At 67.6% G+C, this 21,951-nt stretch carries 12 protein-coding genes; 4 read left to right on the top strand and 8 right to left on the bottom strand.

Annotated features, from left to right (window positions below):
- Positions 1–238 precede the first annotated feature (238 nt).
- The 3 genes from ACWD3H_RS16445 to ACWD3H_RS16435 all read right to left on the bottom strand — a co-directional run bounded on the left by ACWD3H_RS16445 (position 239) and on the right by ACWD3H_RS16435 (position 5,088).
- Positions 239–751, bottom strand: a complete 513-nt coding sequence (locus ACWD3H_RS16445; RefSeq protein WP_451955539.1) for a nitroreductase family protein — start codon at positions 749–751, stop codon at positions 239–241.
- A gap of 172 nt (positions 752–923) precedes the next feature.
- Positions 924–2,255 carry a xylan 1,4-beta-xylosidase gene (locus ACWD3H_RS16440; protein WP_451955538.1) on the bottom strand — a complete coding sequence of 444 codons (1,332 nt, stop codon included), beginning with the start codon at positions 2,253–2,255 and terminating at the stop codon, positions 924–926.
- Positions 2,256–2,529: 274 nt separating this feature from the next.
- Complete coding sequence (locus ACWD3H_RS16435; RefSeq protein ID WP_451955537.1) at positions 2,530–5,088, bottom strand: PKD domain-containing protein; 2,559 nt, start codon at positions 5,086–5,088, stop codon at positions 2,530–2,532.
- A 1,333-nt stretch (positions 5,089–6,421) separates the two neighbouring features.
- Here ACWD3H_RS16435 and ACWD3H_RS16430 point away from each other — a divergent pair.
- Positions 6,422–6,919 carry a hypothetical protein gene (locus ACWD3H_RS16430; protein ID WP_451955536.1) on the top strand — a complete coding sequence of 166 codons (498 nt, stop codon included), beginning with the start codon at positions 6,422–6,424 and terminating at the stop codon, positions 6,917–6,919.
- Between the two features lie 190 nt (positions 6,920–7,109).
- Here the strand turns inward: ACWD3H_RS16430 and ACWD3H_RS16425 are convergent, their stop codons facing one another.
- On the bottom strand, positions 7,110–7,733 hold the full coding sequence (locus tag ACWD3H_RS16425) for a DedA family protein (RefSeq protein ID WP_350965663.1): 624 nt from the start codon (positions 7,731–7,733) through the stop codon (positions 7,110–7,112).
- Positions 7,734–7,952: 219 nt separating this feature from the next.
- On the opposite strand from ACWD3H_RS16425, the gene ACWD3H_RS16420 reads away from it, so the two are divergent.
- Positions 7,953–8,549: a fasciclin domain-containing protein gene (locus ACWD3H_RS16420; protein WP_451955535.1), complete on the top strand. Its 597-nt coding sequence runs from the start codon at positions 7,953–7,955 to the stop codon at positions 8,547–8,549.
- 517 nt (positions 8,550–9,066) lie between these two features.
- A complete protein-coding gene (locus tag ACWD3H_RS16415) occupies positions 9,067–11,514 on the top strand; it encodes a M14 family zinc carboxypeptidase (RefSeq protein WP_451955534.1) in 2,448 nt (815 codons plus the stop codon).
- Between the two features lie 95 nt (positions 11,515–11,609).
- Here ACWD3H_RS16415 and ACWD3H_RS16410 read toward each other — a convergent pair whose 3' ends face one another.
- From ACWD3H_RS16410 to ACWD3H_RS16400, 3 genes are read right to left on the bottom strand one after another with little or no spacing between them, the layout of a single operon-like run.
- Positions 11,610–12,923, bottom strand: a complete 1,314-nt coding sequence (locus ACWD3H_RS16410; RefSeq protein WP_355568251.1) for a maltokinase N-terminal cap-like domain-containing protein — start codon at positions 12,921–12,923, stop codon at positions 11,610–11,612.
- A 4-nt stretch (positions 12,924–12,927) separates the two neighbouring features.
- Positions 12,928–14,631 carry a maltose alpha-D-glucosyltransferase gene (gene treS, locus ACWD3H_RS16405; protein ID WP_355568254.1) on the bottom strand — a complete coding sequence of 568 codons (1,704 nt, stop codon included), beginning with the start codon at positions 14,629–14,631 and terminating at the stop codon, positions 12,928–12,930.
- A gap of 46 nt (positions 14,632–14,677) precedes the next feature.
- On the bottom strand, positions 14,678–16,798 hold the full coding sequence (locus tag ACWD3H_RS16400; RefSeq protein ID WP_451955533.1) for an alpha-1,4-glucan--maltose-1-phosphate maltosyltransferase: 2,121 nt from the start codon (positions 16,796–16,798) through the stop codon (positions 14,678–14,680).
- A 350-nt stretch (positions 16,799–17,148) separates the two neighbouring features.
- Here ACWD3H_RS16400 and glgP point away from each other — a divergent pair, with 350 nt between their 5' ends.
- Positions 17,149–19,728 (top strand): alpha-glucan family phosphorylase, encoded by a 2,580-nt coding sequence (gene glgP, locus ACWD3H_RS16395; protein ID WP_451955532.1) that lies wholly within the window; start codon positions 17,149–17,151, stop codon positions 19,726–19,728.
- A gap of 54 nt (positions 19,729–19,782) precedes the next feature.
- Here the strand turns inward: glgP and ACWD3H_RS16390 are convergent, their stop codons facing one another.
- Positions 19,783–21,654: an FAD-dependent oxidoreductase gene (locus ACWD3H_RS16390; protein WP_451955531.1), complete on the bottom strand. Its 1,872-nt coding sequence runs from the start codon at positions 21,652–21,654 to the stop codon at positions 19,783–19,785.
- Positions 21,655–21,951: the final 297 nt, after the last annotated feature.

The following is a 21,951-nucleotide window of genomic DNA, read 5'->3' as shown; positions in this document are numbered from 1 at the left end:
GATCCGGATCATTCAAACAGCAAGCTCCTGCCGCCACTACCGCCCCTCCCGGAACCGGCCGATCTTGGGACGTCGCCCGGCTCGCCTGCCCCGGCGGGATCACCGACCCGCGACTGAGAACCGGACCCTGACCGGCATCACCGTCCTCGGCACCGGCGATGGCAGCCGCAACGTGGAGGCGCTGCCCGACATGACCCTTCGCCGGACCCCGCACAGCAGCCGGTGAGAAGGCAGCCGCTCAGGGGCCGATCCAGCGGACCAGCTCGTTCAGCGGCAGGCGGCCCGAGGGGATCGCGGACCTGCCGCGAGGCGCGGGTGCGGGGTGACCGAGGGAGATCGCGGTCCTGACCTGCCACGGAGCCTCGACGCCGACCATCCGGCCGGCCCGCTCGGCGTTGGAGGCGGGGAAGAACGAGGCCGGGCAGCTTCCCAGGCCGAGGTCGTGCGCGGCGAGCATGAGGCTCTGGGCGGCCCGGCCCGCGTCGAACTCCGCGTCCTCGCCGCCCGTGCCGTGGTCCACCGCGAGCAGGACGACCACGGGAGCGGCGGCCAGGTGAGCCGCGTAGCCTCCCAGCAGGCTCAACCTCTGCTGCAGGCCGCGGTCCCTGACCACGACGAACCTCCACGGCTGGCGGTTGCGCGCCGACCCGGTCCAGCGAGCCGCCTCCAGCACCCGCACGATGTCGCCCGCCGGCACCGGTGTGTCAGCGAACCACCGGGTGGCCCGCAACGGCCCGCTCCTCTGCCCCACGCTCATCTCCCCGATCCCGCACAGCGTCCTGCGCTCATCATCTCGAAAGACCGGTTCGGCCTGGACGATCGTTCCGCCGTGAGCAGGCGCGGCGGTGGGGCTGGAAGGCCGGTGGCATCCGTACGCCGATCACGGCCCCGTCCGGGATGTGTCCGGCGGCGACGTCCTGGGGCTAGCGGTCGCTCCACTTGATCTCGTAGGGCTGGAGGGCGAACGACCTGCCGTCCACGGTCGTGGTGATCTTCGCGTCGGTGGTGTTGACCATCAGCAGCCGCCGCGGCTGTGCGAGCACCCGGACCTTGGGGTCGGAGGAGGTGACGTGCTCCAGTTCGGCTCCGGCCGGGAACCAGGTGGTGAAGTCGGCCACCAGCTTGCCGGTCGGGAGCTCGGCACCGGTCCGCGGGTCCCACATGCAGCCCTGGCAGGTGCCCTCCTTGACCTGCGGATTCCAGTACAGCACGGTGGCGGCGCCGCTCTTGGCGAACTCGATCATCGAGGCGGCCTGGACGGCGAGCCGCATCGGCTCCGGCCAGGTGGTGTTGTCCTCGGGGACGAAGTACCACTCCGACCACCAGACCGGCAGGTCGCCGGTCTTGTCGCGCAGCCAGGTGGTGACCGCGCTGAACTTGCTCAGTGCTCCGAACGCGTCGGGCAGCAACTCGTGGGCGTCGGTCAGCGAGGCGCCGTCGACCACGATGAAGTCGGCGCCCCTCTTGTTCTCGAACCAGTAGTTGAAAGCGTCCAGGGCGTTCTGGTTGACGACTCCCCAGGTGCCCCGCAGCTCGGACTTGCCGGTCCTGTTGCTGTCGAAGCCGAGGTAGGGGCCGCCGATCTTGGCGTCGGGCCGGACCGCCTTCACCGCGTCGTAGACCTTGTTGTAGAGATCGGTGTAGCCCTTGAAGTCCGCGGGTTTGGAGTGGTCCTTCCAGAAGCCCTTGAACTCGTTCCAGACCATGAAGTACTCGACGTCGCGGTACTTCGCGGCGACGGTCGCCGACAGCTTGGCGAAGTCGTCGAAGTGCTTGGGGTAGGGAGCGTCCTCCAGGTGCTCGGCCCAGGCCGAGTCCTCGGTCGGGCCCTCGGGGCCGCCCTTCATCCAGTCAGGGGCGCAGCAGAGCGTGATGATCTGTGTGCCGCCGGACTGCCTCATGAGGTTCGTCCGGCTGTCCAGGTCCTCCCAGTAGAACTCCTGCGGGCGCGGTTGGGGGTTGAGCGCCCCGAACCCCATGATGTGCTGGTTCTGCAGCATCGGGGTCTGGGCGAGCCTCCGGCTCACCTCCTGTTCGAACTGCGGGGTGACGTTGTTGGCGCTGACCCCCGTGTGGGTGAACCCCCAACGAGGCCATGCGGGGTCCACCGCCGGCGCTTTCTGGATCTTGCTGTTGGACGCCGCGGTTGAGGGGCCGGCCGCCGCCGTTGAGGGGGCGTCGGCCTGTCGCGCGTCGGGAACCGCCCGGTCCGGAGTGCCGCCGAAGGAACAACTCGCCGCCAGCATCGCCGTCATGACGGCTCCCGCGGCTGAGGCGACCGCCCGTCCAGGACGCCACCATGTCGATCCCCCAGTACTCGATGCCACCTGGTCCCCACTCGATCTTCGTCGTCTGCTTTGCCCAGAGCGTTCCACAGGCCGAGTAAAAGCGGTGTATGGGGATGTGGTTCGCAGGCAAACGTTATGACGGATCCGAAAGGCGGGCGTGCTCGCCGGTCACCGCGGTACGAGAGCCCGCCCCGGACGCCTTGATCGGCGAACGAGGCGGGCCCTCACATCAGATCAGCGGTCAGTTGTGCACCTGCACCGATCCCGCGGTGATCTCTTGGGGATCGGCCAGGTCCAGGTCGTACTCCAGCGAAGGCCGGTTGTCGTAAAGCTTGGCCCGTACCGGGTAGGCCCCGGTCTTCAGGTCCCACACCACGAGCCTGAGCCGTCCGGGATCGTAGCCGTACAGGACAAAGCCTCGCCCGTCCGCCGTTTCGCCCTTCACGGCGAGCCGGTCGTCGGGGGTCACCACCAGCCATTCGAGACGGTCCGATCTGATCTCGAAGTCCGTTCCCTGCACGCGGACGGTGACCTTGCCGTTGCCCGGCTCGGGTCCCTGGTCGGCGGGCAGGTACTTCGGGTTGAACTGGAAGTGTGCCTTGCCCTCGATGGGTGCGGGCGAGACGAAGTGGCCGCCGCCGGTGGCGAATCCGGCGTCGGGGTCGTAGGCCACGACCATGGTCTGCCGGTTCCTGGTACCCAGGTCGTCGTCGGTGACGGTGACGCTGATCGTGTACATGCCGGGGTGGGCGTAGCGGTGCGTGCGGTCGCAGCGCTTGCCCGTGGCGGCGAACTCCTCCCTGACCCCGTCGTCCCAGACGACCACGCAGGTGTGGGTGTCGTTCGTGCCGGGGTCGCTGACCGGCACGGTGACGGTGACGTCGGTGCCGGCGCGGTAGACCGACCACGGTTCGGGGCCGAAGCCGTTGAGGTCGGCGGTCGCCGAGCCGCGCAGCGAGCCGCCGGAGCCGGAGACCCTGGGGGCGACGTTGCGTACGGTCACGCTCGCGCGGTCACTGACCGGACCGTTGACACCGTCGCTGGCCGTCAGCGTCGCCACGAACTCACCGTCGTCGTTGCACGTGACGGTGGTGCGGGCGGCGTGCGGTTCGGCCACCACGCAGGCGGCGCCCGCGTCGGTGCCGGAGACGGGGCTCACGGTCCAGGTCAGGGCGGGTGTGGACTCGCGGTCGTGGGCGTAGCCGTTGAGCGTGATGCGGGCGCCCTCGTCACCGGTGACATCGGGCCCGGCGTTGGCCGTGGGCGGTTCGTTGACAGGGGCGGGTAGCGAGCCACCGCTGCCGCCGTCGGTGATGTTCACCCAGAACTCGTCCTGGACGGGCGCGTTGGGGTCGGTCGAGGTGTGCAGGATGCGGTCGCCGGTGTAGTAGGCACGCAGCCTGCCGCCCGCGACGGAGTTCTGCCGCTGCGGTACGGGCCGGACCGAGAAGTCCCAGTCGGGGTGTGCGGCGCCCTCGATCGTGGAGGCGAAGGGGTACTCGTCGCACTGCTCGGCGGGCGGCTGGGGTGGCGTGGGCAACCACAGGTCGAAGTACCAGTCCCGCTCGGTGCCGGTGCGGTAGCAGGCGGCCTCCTTGTGCGCCTCGTTCGACCTGGCGACCGTGGTGTTCGCGGGGTCGTAGCGGTGCAGGCCCGGGTCGCTCTCGCTGCCCAGCCGGCCGGGCATCTTCTTGTCGCGCGGGCTTGGCACGCCCGGCGGGACGAGTAGCGGGTAGGTGTCGTTGGGGAAGTCCTGGGCCGTCTTGATGTGGAAGGCGACCAATTCGAGATCCCTGTCGCCGGTGGAGTAGGTGATGTGCGGGAGCACCTCGCTGAAGACGCAGGCATTCGGGGCGTGCTGGAAGTAGCCGGCCGAGTCACAACGGATCATCCGGTCAGGAGTGTGGATGTCATCGATCATCTTGAACTCCCCCTCCTCGCCGGAGGTCAACCTGATGAACCACTTGTGGTACAGCACCTTGTCCTGGTAGCTGGACTGGTCCTCATGGGAGTAGATGTCCCACTTGGCCCAATCTCCGCGATCCCAGTCCCTCCAGGTGCGGTCGATGCCGGAGAACGCGCCGTGGCAGTAGGTCGGCGACTCCTGGCAGTCGCCGACCGCGACGAAGGACTGGCCGGGCGCGGTGACCCAGTTGTCGATCAGGCCCCAGTCGTAGTCGACCGAGTCCTTCTCGATCCTGAAGTAGATCCGGGCCTTGCGTGTCTGGTTGCTGGACAGGCCGATGATGTTGTACTTGGCCTCGGTCGTTCCTTCGTGCTCCGGCGGCTTGTTGGTGTAGATCTTCCAGTAGTCGAAGATCATCGTGCCGCGCTGGCAGTACTGGAACCTGTTGTGGATACGGCCGACCGCGCTCTCCGCGCCCGGCAGTGACAGGCAGGTGTCGACGAAGCCGCTGTCGGGCTCGTCCGGCGGCTCGGCCAGGGCCGCGATCCTGCCCGCTTCCTCTTCGCCGTCACCGAACTCGGCGGAGTCGCGGTAGGACTTCTGACCGGTGGCGACCGCGACCTGCTTGGCCTCGCGCTGTGCCTGCTCCGGCGTGAGCGGCTCGGTCGCCTTCGCGACCTTGGTCCGTAACTGATCCGTGGTGAGCGTGGTCCCGTCGGCGTACCTGAAGCTGACGCGGACCTCGCGCTCGGTCTTTGGCTCCTCGGCCGCTGCGGGCGTGACCGAGGGGGTGACCTGGGATGACTCTGCGATGGCCGGTGGTGTGAGTGCTGCCCCCAGCACGACCACCAGTGCTAAGACCAGGATTTTTCGCTTCGAGCGACGTTTTCCCATGTGCCGTCTCTCTTCAGTTGAAGAAGATCAGTAAACGAAACGGCATCAACGTAACATTGATGATTTTGATCATCAATACATAATTTTTCAGTATTTGACGTCGACTGTCAGTCGGCAGGTGAAGGGTTTCGGCCCACCGCTGGACAGAAGATGTCTCCAAGCCACCCGAAGAACATCAACCCTGAGAGTCCCGCGAGTCCGCCGCGGCGCGGAAGCTCTCCGCCAGGCGCCTGAGGCCCGGTTCGATCCGCTCCGCCGGGACGACAGGGGCCTCGGCGGCCGTGACCTCAGGCGGCGGTCGCCTCGATGGTGATCGGGGACGGCGACGACCTCGGCTCGGCCGACGCATCCTGCCGTACGGCTCCCGTGATATCGCGTTCGGCGCATTTCAGGGAATAGGGCCGTAGTAACTGGCGCTTTAGGTTGAATTGTCTACTCGTACATAAAATGCGAAGAAGTCCCGTCGGGGTGGATTTGGTTTTCCCCGAAATGCCATCTGTTTGCTGACCCGAAAATGGAGGATGCGTTTTCCTTTTTGGTGTGCGGGTACTTCCGATTTGGATCACTGGAAATGATAAAAAATCGGATTCTCACTGAAAAGGGAAATGCGTTGATTCCTCATGGGAGCGAGCCGGCCGGGGGTCCTGTCAGCCGCCGCCTCTTGAAGTGTGCCGTCGTCGTGACCACGGCGGGGACGGTGCTGTTGAGCCAGGCGCCGGTGAGTGCGATGGCTGGGCCCGTGCCGGGCACCTCTGCCGGAGCGGTTGTCAAGGGTGGCGGTCCCGTCGCATCCGTCGACCACCGCGGGGAGTGCCGTCACGGACCTTGCCGCCGTTGCGGCCGTTCGTGCCACCGTTGTCACAGATTCTGCGAGCGCGGACGGCGGGGACGTAAGGGGATACAGGGTGTTCCAGGACCTCGAGGTCCGGAGGGTCCGGAAGGTCCCGAGGGTGAGCGAGGCCCGATGGGTTTCCCCGGACCTCGGGGGGAACGGGGCCCGGAAGGCAGGAAGGGCACACAGGGTGATCCGGGTTCGGCAGGTCCTGCGGGTCCGCAAGGTGAGAAGGGCGGTCAGGGTCCTGCGGGTCCGCAAGGTGAGAAGGGCCCTGCGGGTTCGCAGGGCGAGAAGGGTGAGAAGGGTGAGAAGGGTCCTGCGGGTTCGCAGGGTGTGCGGGGTCTGCAGGGTCTGATAGGTCTGCAAGGTCCGGCTGGTGCTCAGGGGCCGGCGGGTGAGAAGGGTGCTCAGGGGCCGGCGGGTCCTGCGGGTCCTGCGGGTGCTCAAGGCGAGAAGGGCGGGAAGGGAGACCAGGGCGAACAGGGTCCTGCGGGTGCGGTGGGTCCGGCGGGTCCTCAGGGCGAGGAGGGCGAGGAGGGCGACCCGGGCCCGCAGGGTCCCCCGGGGCCGGGAATCGATATCGACTCGGCTTTCAATGACAACACCGAATACCTCGGCTATGTCCCCGGCGACGGCCGGACCCTTCTCCGGGATCCGAGAACCACTCCGAACTGGCACGACCTCTCGTCGGTGGCCGGTTACCCCGGCAACGTGGTCGGTGTCACCCTGGCGGCGTTGGGAAGGCGCCTGTACGTCACCGTGCTGAGCGACAACGGCAGGGTCGCGCAGACGGCGTGCGTGGTCAACCCGACCCCCGGCAGCGGGGAAAACCCGGCATGGCCCGGCAACTGCGGTGCCTTCGCTTATCTGACGCCGCCCACGGGGCGGACAGCCGGGACGCGGATCAACTGGACCGTTTACGAGGACGAGGACGCGGACGGGAAGCGGCTGAGAACACGGAAGCAGCCGAACACCGCGGGGGCACGGGCTTCCTGAACCGTCCTGTGACGCCGCAGGCGGATGATCACGAACATCCTTTCGTGGCCATCCGCCTTTTCGGTTACCGGGGAGGCCGACCGTCCGGCCCCTCCGCCGTCGTGGCGGTCCTCGAAGGCGGTGAAGGCCGCCTCCTGCCTCCCATCGGCTCCAGCCTGGTCGCCTACCATGGTCGACACGCTTTCCGGTGTCACCGGCGGTCGCGGCGGCGGCGTAGCAGGTGCCGGGCGATCAGTCCGGCGGCCAGGACGACCAGGGCGAGGAGCAGGTAGGTGGAGTAGCGGGCGATCTCGTCGTACACCTCGCCGATGTAGTTGCCCACGGTGTATCCCAGCACCGTCCACACCGTGACCCACAGCGCCGCGCCGAGGGTGTTGAACGCCAGGAAGCGGAGCCAGGGCATGCCGATGGTGCCCGCGACGATGCCGTTGACCTCGCGCAGTCCCGCGATGAAGCGGGCGACGACGACGACCTTGCCGCCGTGTTGTTCGAAGAACCGCTCCGCCTTCTGGAAGCGTTCCGGGGGCAGCAGGACGTAGTGGCCCCAGCGGCGGATGAAGGCGCGACCGCCGGTGCGGCCGATCAGGTAGCCGAGGTTGTCCCCGGCCACCGCGGCCAGCACCGCGATCGGCACGATGGCGGCGAGGTGCAGTTGCCCGGCCCCGGCGTAGATCGCGGCGGTGAGCAGGATCGTCTCCCCGGGGACGGGAATGCCGAAATCCTCCATGAAGATCAGCGTGCCGACGGCCAGGTAGCCGTAGTGGTCCAGTAGTGGTGCCAGGTGGGCCAGCGGGCCGGGTAGCGGTGGGGCCATGCTGTCACTCTATGAGTTTGTTTGATTACTCTGTGCCCTGATTCGGTGTGGGGGTGACCTGGGGTGCCGTCTTACTGGTGAACATTCTGATCTGTTTTAGGCATTTAATGGCTATATGCCCGATAGATGGCTATTTGCGGGGAAGGTGGCCAGTGAGCAGGCGGCATGAACCGCTGGGGCGTATAGCCGGCGGCTCATGCATCCGAATCAGGAGGTCCCATGAAGAAGGAACTTCTCGTCTCCGGGCTGAGCGTGCTGATGTTGAGCGCGCTCCCTGTCGCCGCGGGGGCGGCCACCCACTCCGCGCCCACCCCGACGCCGTCGGCCGGCGTGAGCGGCAAGCCGGTCGGCCCCGGCTGCTCGGCCCTGCCGGCCACGGGCAGGGGCAGCCTCAGCAACGCGGCCAGGGAGCGGGTCACCACCGCGGTGGCCGAGAACCCGGATCTGTCCACCCTGAGCACCGCCATCAAGGACGCGGGTCTGACCAACAAGCTCTACACGGTCAAGGACGTCACGATCTTCGCCCCTAACAACGCGGCCTTCAACCAGCTGCCGCCGGGCGCCCTCAAGAAGCTGCTGGCCGACAAGAAGCTGCTGACAAAGGTGCTGACCTACCACGTGGTCGAAGGCAAGAAGACCCCGTCCCAGCTGGTCGGCGCGCCGCTGAAGACCATGCAGGGCGGCCAGATCACCGTCAAGGGCTCGGGTCAGAGCTTCGTCGTCTCCGGCAGGGCCAAGGTGGTCTGTGGCGACATCGGCACCAAGAACGCCACCGTCTACATCATCGACAAGGTGCTGATGCCCCACTCGAAGTGAACCCGTGGGCGCTCGCGGTGACCATGAATCCTCGCCGGGTCTCCGAGACGGCATGCCGGTGAAAGTGGCTCACCGCGTCGGCGCGGACACTCCGTGAGCCGGGGCCGGGTCTGGAAACCGTCCGGAGGGTCCCGTGCGGGCGGGGTGCCGCCGGTCGGAGCGCACACCGACGCCCTGGGCGCGGAGATCCGCGTCCGGTGGCGGGCCGTGCTGCGGCCGGTCACCCGGCGAGAAGGCGGCAGCGGGGGCAGAATTACCCTCAAACCACCTTAAAGGCGACAAATTAGATTATATCCGGCAAAATTTGAGGTTGAGAGCTACGGCGACTACATCTCAAAACATGTACCTTATGTATAAATTTCATATAAATTTTACCCTAAAGTTGTTAGATGCGTAGAATGCATTGATTTGAGGCCTTGACGAAGATCCGTCCTCTGGCGAAGATTCTTGCCAATTGCGTACTTTCTGCCGGGCTGACCCAATACCCGGAGGCGTGCGCCAACTGGAGGCATCTCTCATGAGGAGTTCTCTCAATGGCAGGAGGCTCGGCCGTATCACGGTCGTGCTCGCTCTTCCCATCGTCCTGAGCCTCAGCTCGTTCCCCGTTCTCGCCGAGCCGTCCCCGCCGGCCAGCGAGGTTGTCCCCGACCGTCAGTCCAGCACCGAACAGAACGGCGTGGCGCTGCTGCGCGTCATCGTCCCCGACGAGGCCGGCATCGACCGGCTCAACTCCATGGGAATCGACCTCGCGGAGTACAAGAAGCCCGTCGACGGCGGGTTCGAGATGCACGCGATACTGAGCCCAGAGGAGGCTCAGAACCTCCGCGATCTCGGATTCAACATAGTCGGCAAGATCTCCGACCAGACGGAGGTCGCCGATAACCTGATCCAGCGGCGGGGCGCCGTCGCGGCCGAGATCCAGGCGGCGGCGGAGGTCGACACGCTGACCCCGCTCCGCGCCGAGTGGTTCACCAGTCTCGACGACCAGAACTTCCTGTCGATCGAGGTGAAGTCGAGCGCCATCGACGCGGCGACGGTGCTCACCGTCACCTGGGACAGCGGCAAGGGGACGGCCCCCGACTCGGGCGGCACCGCGACGATGTCGCGTTTCACCGATGCCGGCCAGTACATGTACCACCGGTTCAGCTCGCCGCTGGCCCTCACCGCGGTTCCCACCAAGGCCACCATCACCAGCAACCGCGGCGGTACGGTCACGGTTCCGGTGACCAAGTGGCTGGGTGAGAAGCGCAAGGCCCCGAAGAAGCACTACGTCGCGGACTTCGTCGACCGTTACATGGACCCCACCGAGGTGACCGACCGGATCTCCGGCCTGGCCCAGGAGTTCCCGAAGATCTCGCAGATCGTCAATCTGCCGTACAAGACGAACGGCTACCGCCGGCAGGCGCAGGCCCAGTTCGGCACGGTCGCGGCGAGCACGCTCTACGTGACCTCCAAGGCGTACGGGCACGAGGGCGGCAACGACATCAGCGTCGCCCTGGTGAAGCCGGACGCCGCCTCGGCCGCGCTGAGCGTCTCGGTGAGCGGCAAGGACGTCGTGGTCAACCTCGGCACGAACGAGTCCTCCGCGATCAGCAGCACCGCCAAGGCGGTGGTGGACGCGCTCAACGGCAACGCCGCGGCGTCGGCGCTGCTGACCGCCGCCACCTACCGGGGCAACGCCGGTGCCGGTCTCGTCGCCGCGGCCGCGGCGACGAAGCTGACCGACAACCTCAAGGCGCCGGCCACCGTCTCGCGCGACCCGTTCCAGATGAAGGCGCTGCGCATCGGTAAGCAGCGGGACGGCTCGAAGGTCGGTGTGTTCCTCTACTGCCAGGAGCACGCCCGCGAATGGGTGACCCCGCTGACCTGTGTGGAGACCGCCGAGCGGCTGCTGCGCAACTACGCCCGTGACGGGCAGACCAAGAAGCTGGTCGACAACCTCGACATCTTCATCATGCCCACGGTCAACCCCGACGGCGGGCACTACAGCGTGTACGACTACAACATGCAGCGCAAGACCATGACCAACCACTGCCCGGTCAACGCGGCCGACCCCGCGAACCGCAACGCCTGGGGTGTGGACCTGAACCGCAACTTCTCGGTCGGTTCGTTGTTCGACGGCTACAGCGGTGCCTCGGCGACCTGCACCAGCGGCACCTACGCGGGCCCGGCCGAGCTGTCGGAGCCGGAGGCGCGCAACGAGGTCTGGATCACCGAGCAGTACCCGAACATCAAGTTCGCGATGAACACGCACTCCTACGGCGGCTACTTCATGTGGGCTCCGGGCGCGTACAAGACCGCCGGGCGCGAGACGCTGCCGCGGCCCGACTTCGGTACGGAGAACTTCTTCTGGAGTGCCTCCAGCCACATCCTCTCCAGCGTCCAGTCCTGGCGCGGCAACGGTATCTGGCCGGGCCGCACCGGTCCGATACCGGACGTGCTGTACTCCGCGGCCGGTAACAGCGCCGACGAGCACTGGTACAACCGGGGCATCATCGGCTGGAGCTTCGAGGTCGGCGCGGACGTCTACAACCCGGAGACCAAGCGCTTCGAGGCGGTCGGCTTCCAGCCGCCGTTCGCCGAGGGCCACGAGGAGGCGATGGAGTTCTCGTCCGGCCAGATCGGCATCCTGGAGGTGGCCCGTGAGTACGCCGATGACAAGAAGAAACCCGCCTCCAAGGTGAAGGTGACCGACCGGACCGAAACGTCGACCACGTTCACCTTCGAGGTCGACGAGCCCGCCAACGTCTACTACACCCTGGACGGCAGCCGGCCGACGCTGAACTCCACCAAGCTTCTCGCCGCGGGAATGCGCGAGGGCTCCCAGCAGATCACACTCGACAAGACCTCCGACGTCCACTGGTTCGCCGTGGACATCGCGGGCAACGTGGAGAGCAACTACAAGCCCGACGGCAATGGCAACAACTACCGCAAGGAGAAGGTGGAGGTCCGCAAGCTCCGCTGACCTCTTGAGATGTTCGTGCGGCCGCCGGTCCCCCGACCGGCGGCCGTCCCGATGAGGGGCGACGCCGGCGATCTCCGCGCGCCGCGGGCGGGCGCCTAATGGCCGGTTCTGAAGGCGGCCATCGGGATGTGCAGCCAGGTCGGACGGTTGCGGGCCTCGTAGACGACCTCGTAGGCGGCCTTGTCGAGTTCCAGGGCGCGGAGCAGGACGGCGTCCTCGGCGCGCAGGTGGCCGCCTCCGGCGGAGTAGCCGGCCAGGAAGGAGGAGCGGTTGAGCTCGGCCCACTCGACCGCGCGGGGGCGCAGCTCGTCGGCGTCGACGTGGTCGGCCAGCAGGTGGCGGGCCGCGTAGTCGAAGGAGCGGAGCATCCCGGCCACGTCGCGCAGCGGTGAGGCCAGGGCCCGGCGCTCGGCGATGGGCTGTCCAGGCTCGCCCTCGAAGTCGAGGATGATCCAGTCTGTGGGGGTCCGCATCACCTGGCCGAGGTGGTAGTCGCCGTGGACGCGCTGGACCGGTATCTCCCTGGCCACCTCGGAGACCCGCTGGTAGGCCTCCTCGGCGACATGGGCGTGCTCGCGGAGCTCGGGCACCTCGGCGACCGCGACGGCCAGGCGGCGGCCGAACTCCTCGACCATCCGCTTGACCTCCTGCGACTCGATCACGTCGACGGGGAAGGCGGCGGCCAGCTCGTGGTGGACCTGGGCGGTGGCCACGCCGAGGCGGAAGGACTCGGCGCTGAAGTCGCCGCCCGCCTCCGAGGCCGAGGACTCCAGGGCGCCGTAGAGGTCGCGGACGCTGGCCAGCGCCAGCGCCCAGCCGTCGTTGGAGTTCGACAGGAACTCCTGGGTCATCGCCAGCGTGGTGGGCTCGCCGTCGAGGTCGGTCTCGATCCAGCCGTACGGCCGCGCGATGTGGGTGCCGTCACGGAGGGCCAGGGCGGTGACGATCTCCAGTTCCGGGTTGACCCCGGGGGTCAGGCGGCGGAACAGCTTGCAGATGTAGGTGTCGCCGTACACCAGGGAGGTGTTGGACTGCTCGGCGTTGAGCACCAGGCTCCGCAGGGAGGTGTTGATCTCCACCCCGTCGAGGTGCCGGAAGCGGAGCGGGCCCAGATCGCGGTTCTCCGCCATGCCTGTCAGCAGGACGCAGGTGAGGTCGGCGTCATAGGCGGCGTCGTAGTAGTCCTCGCCGATGTGGGCGGGCTTGAAGCGGTACTCATCGGGCGCGTCGGTGCCGAGCAGCAGCTGGTACCGGTCGCGTGCCCCGGCCTGGTGCACCGAGATGACCAGGTGGCGCAGGCGGGGTCCGAGTTGCACGTCCGAGTCGACGACGAGATTGTCGATCGGACGCCCCTTACCGGCGAACCATCGTTGATGGGTGATCCAACCGGTAAGGAGCTCCGTCAACACGGCTTTACGCCTCCTGGGATACGGGCGGCAGGGTGAACCAGTAGAACCCATGCCCAGGGAGCGTCAAAAGATACGGAAGTTCGCCAATCGGCGGGAAAGGAACCCCGCCCATCGTCTCCACCGGAATCGATCCCTCGAAGCGGCGGAGGTCCAGCTCCACCGGTTGAGGGAATCTGGAGAGGTTGTTGACGCACAGGATCCGGTCGTCGCCGAGCTCCCGTACGTAGGCCAGGACGCTCGGATTGGAGGAGTTCAGCTCGGTGAACGCGCCGAGACCGAAGACCGAGTGGCGCTTGCGGATGTCGATCATCCGCTTGGTCCAGTGCAGCAGCGAGCCCGCGCTCCGCTGCTGGGCCTCGACGTTGAGCGCCTGGTAGCCGTAGATCGGGTCCATGATGACCGGGAGATACAGCCGGCCGGGGTCGCAGTCGGAGAATCCCGCGTTGCGGTCGGGGCTCCACTGCATCGGGGTACGGACCCCGTCGCGGTCGCCCAGCCAGATGTTGTCCCCCATGCCGATCTCGTCGCCGTAGTACAGCACGGGAGAACCGGGCAGGGATAGCAGCAACGCCGTGAACAGCTCGATCTGGTTGCGGTCGTTCTCCAGCAGCGGCGCCAGCCGCCGCCGGATGCCGACGTTGGCGCGCATCCGGGGATCCTTGGCGTACTCCGAGTACATGTAGTCGCGCTCGTCGTCCGTCACCATCTCTAGCGTGAGCTCGTCGTGGTTGCGGAGGAAGATGCCCCACTGGCAGTTCTCCGGGATCTTCGGCGTCTGGGCCATGATCTCCGAGATCGGGTAACGCGACTCCCTCCTGACCGCCATGAAGATGCGCGGCATCAGCGGAAAGTGGAACGCCATGTGGCACTCGTCGCCACCGGTGGCGGGGTCGCCGAAGTACTCGACCACGTCGGCGGGCCACTGGTTGGCCTCGGCCAGCAGCACCCGGTCGGGGTAGAGCCGGTCGACCTCCGCCCTGACCCGCTTCAGGTACTCATGGGTCCTGGGCAGGTTCTCGCAGTTGGTGCCGTCCTGCTCGAACAGGTACGGGATGGCGTCCATCCGGAACCCGTCGATGCCGAGGTCCAGCCAGAAGCGGAGCACCTCCAGCATCGCGTCCTGCACGTCGGGGTTCTCGTAGTTGAGGTCCGGCTGGTGCGAGAAGAAGCGGTGCCAGTAGTACTGTCCCCGGACCGGGTCGTGTGACCAGTTGGACGTCTCGGTGTCTACGAAGATGATCCGGGCGTCCTTGTAGAGCTCGTCGTGGTCGTTCCAGACGTAGAAGTCGCCGAAAGGACCCTCGGGGTCGTGCCGGGAGGCCTGGAACCACGGGTGCTGGTCGCTGGTGTGGTTCATCACCAGGTCGGCGATGACCCGCATGCCGCGCTTGTGCGCCTCGTCGACCAGCTTCACGAAATCTCCGAGGTCCCCGAAGTCGGGAAGGATCTTCATGAAGTCGGCGATGTCGTACCCGCCGTCGCGCAGCGGCGACTCGTACAGCGGCAGCAGCCAGAGGCAGTCGACGCCGAGCCACTGGAGGTAGTCCAGTTTCTGGATGAGACCGCGGATGTCTCCGGTGCCGTCGCCGTTGGAGTCGGCGAAACCCCGGATGAGAACCTCGTAGAAGACGGCGCGCTTGAACCAGTAGGGATCGCGCGGCTCTTCCTCGTCGAAGGTGTTCGGAATTGGCTCAGGTAGCTGACTCACCAGTGGACTCCCCGCTGTTCTGCCGGTATACGCGTACCCGGCCGGCTCACCGCTGGTTCGCCGCCGCTGCACGCAGAGTGAAGACGTGCGCTGGGTGGATGTGGGGATCGAGGCGCACGTAGTTGTCCTGCCGCCACCGATACGACTCGCCCGACAGTTCGTCGTCCACGACGAACTCGGCTTGCCAGTCGAGACCGAGGGCGGGCATGTCCAGCGACACCGTCGCCTCGTGGGTGTTGTGCGGATCCAGATTCACGACCACGAGGACCACGTCGCCCAGGCCGTGCCGTCGTGTGGCCGTGTCGTAGGCGCCGGGCAGCCGCTTGGAGAAGCAGATCATGTCCGGATGGTTAACGCTGTGAAACCGTAGATTACGCAGTTCCTGGAGCGCCGGGTGCGCTCTTCGGAACAAATTGAGTTGCGTGATGAACGGGGCAAGGCTACGTCCTTCCCGCTCAGCCCCTACCCAATCACGGGGTTTGTATTGATATTTCTCACTATCTAGATATTCCTCACTGCCTGGTCTAACCGGTACATTCTCCGCAAGTTCATAACCTGCATAGACGCCCCAGGTCGGCATCGCCGTCGCCGCAAGTACTGCTCTGATGAGGAATGCCGGGACTCCCCCATGTTGAAGGTACTCGTGGAGAATGTCCGGAGTGTTAACAAACACGTTCGGCCGCATGTACGACGACGTCTCGTGGGAGAGCTCGCTCAGGTACTCCTCGACGTCCGAGCGCGAGTTCTTCCAGGTGAAGTACGTGTACGACTGATGGAAACCGACCTTGGCCAGCGTCCGCATCATCGCCGGCCGGGTGAACGCCTCGGCCAGGAACAGCACGTCCGGGTCCGTGGCGTTGATGTCGGCCAGCAGCCTCTCCCAGAAGGCCACCGGCTTGGTGTGCGGGTTGTCCACCCGGAAGATCCGCACGCCGTGATCCATCCAGAGCCGCACCACCCGCCTGATCTCCTCGTAGATCCCCTGGGGATCCTTGTCGAAGTTCAGCGGGTAGATGTCCTGGTACTTCTTCGGCGGGTTCTCCGCGTAGGCGATCGAGCCGTCGGCGCGGATGTTGAACCACTCCGGATGCTCGGTGACCCACGGGTGGTCGGGGGCGCACTGCAGGGCCAGGTCGATGGCGACCTCCATGCCCAGCTCGCGGGTCTTCGCCACGAAGGCGTCGAAGTCCTCGAAGGTGCCCAGGTCGGGGTGGATGGCGTCGTGACCGCCCTCCTGCGAGCCGATCGCCCAGGGCGAGCCGGGGTCGTACGGTTCGGGGGTCAGGGTGTTGTTGCGCCCCTTGCGGAAGCTCTGCCCGATCGGGTGGATCGGCGGCAGGTAGACGACGTCGAAGCCCATCTTCGCGACGGCCGGCAGCCGCTTCGCGGCAGTCTGGAAATTTCCGGACTTGGGGGCTGCGTCCCGCTCGATGATCGCGCCCTCGGAGCGTGGGAAGAACTCGTACCACGACCCGAACAGCGCCCTGCGGCGGTGGACCACCACCGAGCGCGGCGACGACCTCGTGATCAGCGCGCGCAGGGGGTGCGCGTGCAGCAGCGCGGCCGTCTCCGGAAGCTGGGCGACGGTGAACCGGGCACGCGGGTCGATCCGGGTGTCACGGAGCCTGGCGGCCACCGCCTGGAGCGCGGCGCGGTGCCCGCACGCGTGTGCCTGCGTGACCTTGCCCCGTCTCGCGGTCCTCGCCGCGGGGGTCCTGCCGCTCACCGGCCTGCCGGTCGCGACACCGCCGGTCGCCGGCCCGCAGTCGGCGGCCCGTACGGCTCTCGCCGCACGGTCGAAGAGCCGGGCGCCCTCCTCGCACATCAGGTCGGCGTCCAGGTCGCGCGGGATCTTGATGCCCGCGTCGTGCAGCCAGGTGGCCAGGGGGTCACCCCAGGCCTCCACCCGGAAGCGCCACTCGCCCTCGGTGGGCAGCGTCACCTCCACGCCCCAGCGGTCGGTGCCGGGCCCGAGTTCGCCCATGGGCAGCAGCGGCCCGCGCACGCCGTCGGGGCCGGTGAACACGACCCCTGCGGCGACCGCGTCGTGTCCCTCGCGGAACACGGTCGCGGAGATCTCGAAGGTCTCACCCGCGGCGGCCTTCGCGGGGTAACGCCCGCATTCGACCGTGGGGTAGATGTCCAGGATTGGGATTCGTCCGATCATCGCGTCTCAAGGTAGCGGCGGCACGCCCGGTACCGCCGGGGAAGTCAGCAAGGAAGGATCTTCGATTTTCAATCGTCCCCGGCGGCCGCTCTCGGGGCAGGGCGGAACCCTGCCCTGCCGGGACGGCCGGTTCCGAGGGCAGTGCATTCTGGCTCGTATGTCCGGTGCCCTAATAGTCCATCTTCATGCGTGCCGGTGGATAGAGTGCGGGACCTCTTACTCTTCGGCGAGTTGTCCTAACAGTCGATCACCTGCCTTTGATGTGTTTGGGGGTGATTGATAACGGTGAGAGGGAGACGGGTGAGTGTTTGAGTCGCCCTCGTGGCGCTGAGTAACTAGGGTCTGGCACCGTGAGAGCTATTCGCAGGTTTACCGTCCGCACCGTCCTGCCCCCCGAGCTGGCCTCCCTCGGGGAGCTCGTGCTGAATTTGCGCTGGTCGTGGCACCCGGAGACATTGGATCTGTTCGGCGAGGTCGATCCGGCGATCTGGGGGCGTGTCGGGTACGACCCCGTCGCCCTGCTGGGTGCGGTGGAGGCCGAAAGGCTCCGCGAGCTCGCCGCCGACCGCCGCTTCCTGCGGCGGCTGGCCGACGCGGCCGACGATCTCCGCGAATACATGACCGCTCCCCGCTGGTACCAGACCATCTCCGACGCTCCCCGGAGCATCGCCTACTTCTCGCCCGAGTACGGCATCGCCGCCGCCCTGCCGCAGTACTCCGGCGGCCTCGGCATTCTCGCCGGCGACCACCTCAAGGCGGCCAGCGACCTCGGCGTGCCCATCCTGGCCGTCGGCCTGCTCTACCGGCACGGCTACTTCACCCAGTCCCTCTCGCCCGAGGGCTGGCAGCTTGAGCACTACCCCTCCCTCGATCCGGGCGGCCTGCCGCTGACCCTGCTGAAGGAGCAGGACGGCACCCCGGTACGGATCAAGCTCAGCCTTCCCGAGCAGCGCACGCTGCACGCCCAGGTCTGGGTGCTCCAGGTCGGCAGGGTGCCGCTGCTGCTGCTCGACTCCGACGTGGCCGAGAACGACACCGCGGCCCGCGACGTCACCGACCGCCTGTACGGCGGCGGCACCGATCACCGCCTGCTCCAGGAACTGCTGCTCGGCGTCGGCGGCGTCCGCGCCATCCGGGCCTACTGCCGGGTCACCGGGCACGCCGAGCCCGAGGTGTTCCACACCAACGAGGGGCACGCCGGCTTCCTCGGACTGGAGCGCATCCGCGAACTCACCGAGGCCAGGCTCTCCTTCGACGAGGCGCTGGAGGCGGTGCGGGCCGGCACCGTCTTCACCACGCACACTCCGGTGCCCGCCGGGATCGACCGCTTCCCCGCGGAGATGATCGCCCGCCAGTTCGGCGGCGACAACGCGTGGCCCACGGTCCCGACCGACCGCATCCTCGCGCTCGGCGCCGAGGACGAGCCGGGCAAGTTCAACATGGCCGCGATGGGCATGCGGCTGGCCCAGCGCGTCAACGGCGTCTCCGAGCTGCACGGCGCGGTGAGCCGGGAGATGTTCCAGTGGCTCTGGCCCGGCTTCGACGCCGACGAGGTCCCGATCGGGTTCATCACCAACGGCGTGCACGCGCCCACCTGGGTGGGCCGCGAGATCATGGAGCTGGCCGGCCAGGAGCTGCCCACGCTGGTCGAGCAGGCCCAGGGCTGGGAGAGCATCACCAAGATCTCCGACGGCGACGTCTGGGGCATCCGGGGGAGGCTGCGCGAGAAGCTGGTCAGGGCGGCTCGCGCCCGGCTCCGCCAGTCGTGGCTCAACCGGGGCGCCTCCCCGCCCGAGCTCGGCTGGATCGACGAAGCCCTCGACCCCGAGGTGCTGACCATCGGCTTCGCCCGCCGGGTGCCCTCGTACAAGCGGCTCACCCTGATGCTGTCCGACCCCGAAAGGCTCCGGGCGCTGCTGCTCGACCCGGTCAAGCCGGTCCAGATCGTGATCGCGGGCAAGGCGCACCCGGCCGACGAGGGCGGTAAGAAGCTCATCCAGCAGATCGTGAAGTTCGCCGACGCAGAGGACGTGCGGCACCGCATCGTCTTCCTGCCCGACTACGACATGGCCTTGGGCCAGCTACTCGTCCAGGGCTGCGACGTGTGGATGAACAACCCGCTCCGCCCGCTGGAGGCGTGCGGCACGTCCGGCATGAAGGCGGCGCTCAACGGCGGGCTCAACCTGTCCATCCGCGACGGCTGGTGGGACGAGTGGTACGACGGCACCAACGGCTGGGCCATCCCCACCGCCGACGGCGTCGCCGACCCCGACCGCCGCGACGAGCTGGAGGCCACCGCCCTCTACGACCTGATCGAGCACGAGGTGGCCGACCGGTTCTACGACCGCGCGGACGGCCTGCCCCGGCGCTGGCTGGAAATGGTCAGGCACACCCTGACCTCGCTCGGCCCCAAGGTGCTCGCCGGGCGGATGCTCCGCGACTACGTGGTCGGTCTCTACGCTCCCGCGGCCTCCTCCGCGCGCGCCCTGTCCGGCGACGGGTACGAGCAGGCCAGGAGCTTCGCGGCGTGGAAGCTCAGGGTCGGCAGGGCCTGGCCGGGCGTGCGGGTCGAGCACGTGGAGGCCTCGGGTCTCGGCGACACCCCCGAGCTCGGATCGTCCCTGGGGCTGAAGGCCACCATCGTCCTCGGCGAGCTGGAGCCCGGTGACATCCGGGTTCAGGCGGCCTACGGTCGGGTCGGGGACCACGACGACCTGGCCGCCCCCGCCTACGCCGACCTGACGGTCGAGAACGTGGGTGACGACGGCAGGGCCGTCTTCGGCGGGACCATCCCGCTGGAGCGCACCGGCCCCTTCGGCTACACGGTCCGGGTCGTTCCCGACCACTCCCTGGTGGCATCGCCCGCGGAACTCGGCCTGGTCACGGTGCCGGAGGAGCCGGTGGGCATGACCAACGGCACCCTCCGTTGAGCGCGCGTCCACCCGGCGCGCGCGCCGGGTGGACGCGCCGGGTGGACGGCGCCGTCAGGCGTTGGCCTCCAGAGCCGTACGGACGGCCGACTCCAGGGCGCCCTCGATCCAGGAGTGCTTGAGCGAGGTGTGCTCGCCCGCGAAGTGCAGCCGCCCGACGGGTGCGGTGATGGCGGGGTGGATCTCGGTCATCTGGCCCGGGGTGAAGACCGCGGCCTCGCCGAAGGCGTAGCGGTTGCGCAGCCAGCTCTGGGTCTGGCCATGGCCGGTGTAGAAGTCGGCGATGCGCTCCCCGTGCACCTCCTGCAGTCCGCGCAGCGCGTGACCGTAGCGCTCGGCGTCGTCCATGGAGTCCCACCGGGAGGCGTCGTCGGCCCATGCGTAGCTGGCCAGCACGACGCCGCCCTCGCTGCCGCGCACCGGGTGTGAGGGGAAGTAGATGAACCTGTTGGCGTTGTCGGTGACCGAGCCGCCGCCCGTCACGTGGCTCGCGGGCCCAGGGCGGTAGCGGGGGCCCAGCTCGCGCTTCCAGTCTCGCTCGTCGAACTCCCACCAGCGCCTGCGGAACTCCAGCAGCACCTTGGTCGCGGAGTCGTAGTGCAGCTCGATCACCGCGCGCCGCTTCGGGTAGGGCAGAGCCGGGGTGATCTCCACGTGGCGCAGCGCGGAGAACGGGATCGTGATGATCGCGAGATCTCCCTCGAACGTCTCGCCCCTGCCCTGGGGCCGGGAGACGGACTCGGTGCTGCCCGTCTCGGTGACCGTCTCGACGCGCACCCCCCGGGCGGTGTGCTGGATCCGCACGGCCCGGCGGTCCATCCGGATGTTCCCGCGCAGCCCGGGCTCCAGCCGGTAGGGCAGCTCCCGGCTGCCTCCGGCCATCTCCCAGTAGGTCGCCGACGGGTTGACCAGGCTCCGGGTGAGGAAGGTGTGCATGAACGACAGCGGCAGCCGGGAGGTCAGGTTCTCGATGGTGCCGATGGCGTCGATGGCCGCGTCGCTCAGCCTGGCGTGCTCCCGGAGGAAGCGGTTCATGGAGTGGTCGTCGAATTCGTACAGCACGCGGGCCCAGCCCTCGATCAGCTCGGGCAGCGGCTTGTCGACCCGCTCGGAGCCGCGGACGACGGAGAAGTAGTCCCTGACCGGATCCAGCGCCTCGTCCAGGATCCTTCCCGCGGTCCTGTCGTCCCTGAGCCCGAACGAGGCGTTGATCTTTCGTGGGTCCCTGGCGTACTCGTCGCGCCGTTGCGAGATGCCGTTGACCCGGATCCAGGTGTGGTTCGCCCGCTGCGGTGCGGTGAACTCCCCGCGGGACGGCCCGGAGCGCCAGACCGGTCCGCGGCGCGAGGTGTAGACGACCGGCGGTGTCGGTCCGCTCGCCGCGTCGCCGGGCCGCACGTCGACGTTGTAGAACAGGCGGCGGGAGATGCCGAGCTTGTCGATCAGCGCGAGGGTGAGCGGGTGGAAGTCGGGGATGCGCATCGCCCCCGCCTCGGCGTACTGCCGTCGGTCGGCGAAACCGGTCCGGAAGGTCTTGATCCGGCCGCCGATCCGGTTGCCGTTGGCCTCGATGACGGTGACCTTGTGCCCGGCCCGCTTCAGCAGCGTGGCGGCCACCAGGCCGGAGATCCCGGCGCCGACGACCAGGATCCTCTTGGGGCTGCGGGTCCTGGGCAGGCCCTTGTCGATCAGCACCCTGAGGTATTCGAGTTTGAGGTCCGCGCCGTCCTCGTCGATCAGCAGCAGATCCCGTGCCACCTTCAGGCAGGTGTCCCAGCGCTCTCCGTCGCGCGGCTCCCGCCGGGTGCCGGTGGGGGCCGGGGCGGCCGAGACCGTGGGAGCCATGGGGGCCACGGCGGAGCCCATGGCCCCCACCGCGCCCAGCCCGGCCAGCCTGGCGAATCCTCGCCGGTCGATACCTGTCACGGCATCCTCCTGTCGCTAGTCACTCTAGGTAATGAGATGACTACTATCGGTTTGCCTTCCGGTGTGCCAGGATCTTCCAGGCTGTGACTCCAACCGATGTGACGGAGCCTGTTTTTTGCGGTTTTTGTCGCAATGGACGGACGGAGGGTCGGTGGGTGGGTGATGGCGCCCGGGAGCGGAATATCAAGCCGGATCGGACAAAAGCTCTTTTATCGGGCAAAACGTGATAATGGACCTCTTTTGCCTAGTTCTCTCTCCTTTTATGTGGGAATGGCTAGATAGCCGACATATCGCACA

This window comes from Streptosporangium sp. NPDC002607, assembly GCF_053592655.1.
The sequence above is the reverse complement of the archived record's forward strand: the minus strand, read 5'-3'. Positions and strand labels throughout refer to the sequence as shown.

What these genes read in the sequence shown, in the direction of transcription:
- ACWD3H_RS16420 (WP_451955535.1), top strand. Translation starts at nt 7,953, where the DNA reads ATGAAGAAGGAACTTCTCGTCTCCGGGCTGAGCGTGCTGATGTTGAGC.
- ACWD3H_RS16400 (WP_451955533.1), bottom strand. Translation starts at nt 16,798, where the DNA reads ATGATCGGACGAATCCCAATCCTGGACATCTACCCCACGGTCGAATGC.
- ACWD3H_RS16435 (WP_451955537.1), bottom strand. Translation starts at nt 5,088, where the DNA reads ATGGGAAAACGTCGCTCGAAGCGAAAAATCCTGGTCTTAGCACTGGTG.
- ACWD3H_RS16440 (WP_451955538.1), bottom strand. Translation starts at nt 2,255, where the DNA reads ATGACGGCGATGCTGGCGGCGAGTTGTTCCTTCGGCGGCACTCCGGAC.
- ACWD3H_RS16425 (WP_350965663.1), bottom strand. Translation starts at nt 7,733, where the DNA reads ATGGCCCCACCGCTACCCGGCCCGCTGGCCCACCTGGCACCACTACTG.
- ACWD3H_RS16415 (WP_451955534.1), top strand. Translation starts at nt 9,067, where the DNA reads ATGAGGAGTTCTCTCAATGGCAGGAGGCTCGGCCGTATCACGGTCGTG.